Origin of the sequence: Bacteroides sp. 519 (genome assembly GCF_010500955.1) — a bacterium.
Lineage (GTDB): Bacteria > Bacteroidota > Bacteroidia > Bacteroidales > Bacteroidaceae > Bacteroides.
Genome location: NZ_QVMJ01000170.1, coordinates 1 through 301, shown reverse-complemented (window position 1 = coordinate 301; position 301 = coordinate 1). Strand labels below are relative to the sequence as shown.

The 301-nt window shown below is 43.2% G+C and carries 1 pseudogene; it reads right to left on the bottom strand.

The window, feature by feature from the left end:
* Positions 1-211: 211 nt before the first annotated feature.
* Positions 212-301, bottom strand: a pseudogene (locus D0T85_RS22405) (type I methionyl aminopeptidase); the annotation flags it as partial.

Genomic DNA, 301 nt, shown 5'->3' with positions numbered 1-301 from the left:
GTGAGGATAAATATCTCCCTCATCCTATCTTGGGAATTGAGATACCTAAAAGTAACGGGGATGTTCGCCTGTTGGGAGTTCCTGTGGTAATAATATGTTGATGCAGGAAATTCTACGTGCTCAATGGGGTTTCAGTGGATATGTAACTTCTTCGATGGGCCCCAACACAGTAAGCCGCGAAAATGTTAAACGCAAAATTGTTATCTCGGCCAATATCGCCCTCTTTAAGAACTATTTTATCGCTGGGGATACCATGAACAACTTGGTCGTTTACCGAAGTACACAAAGAAGCAGGAAACGG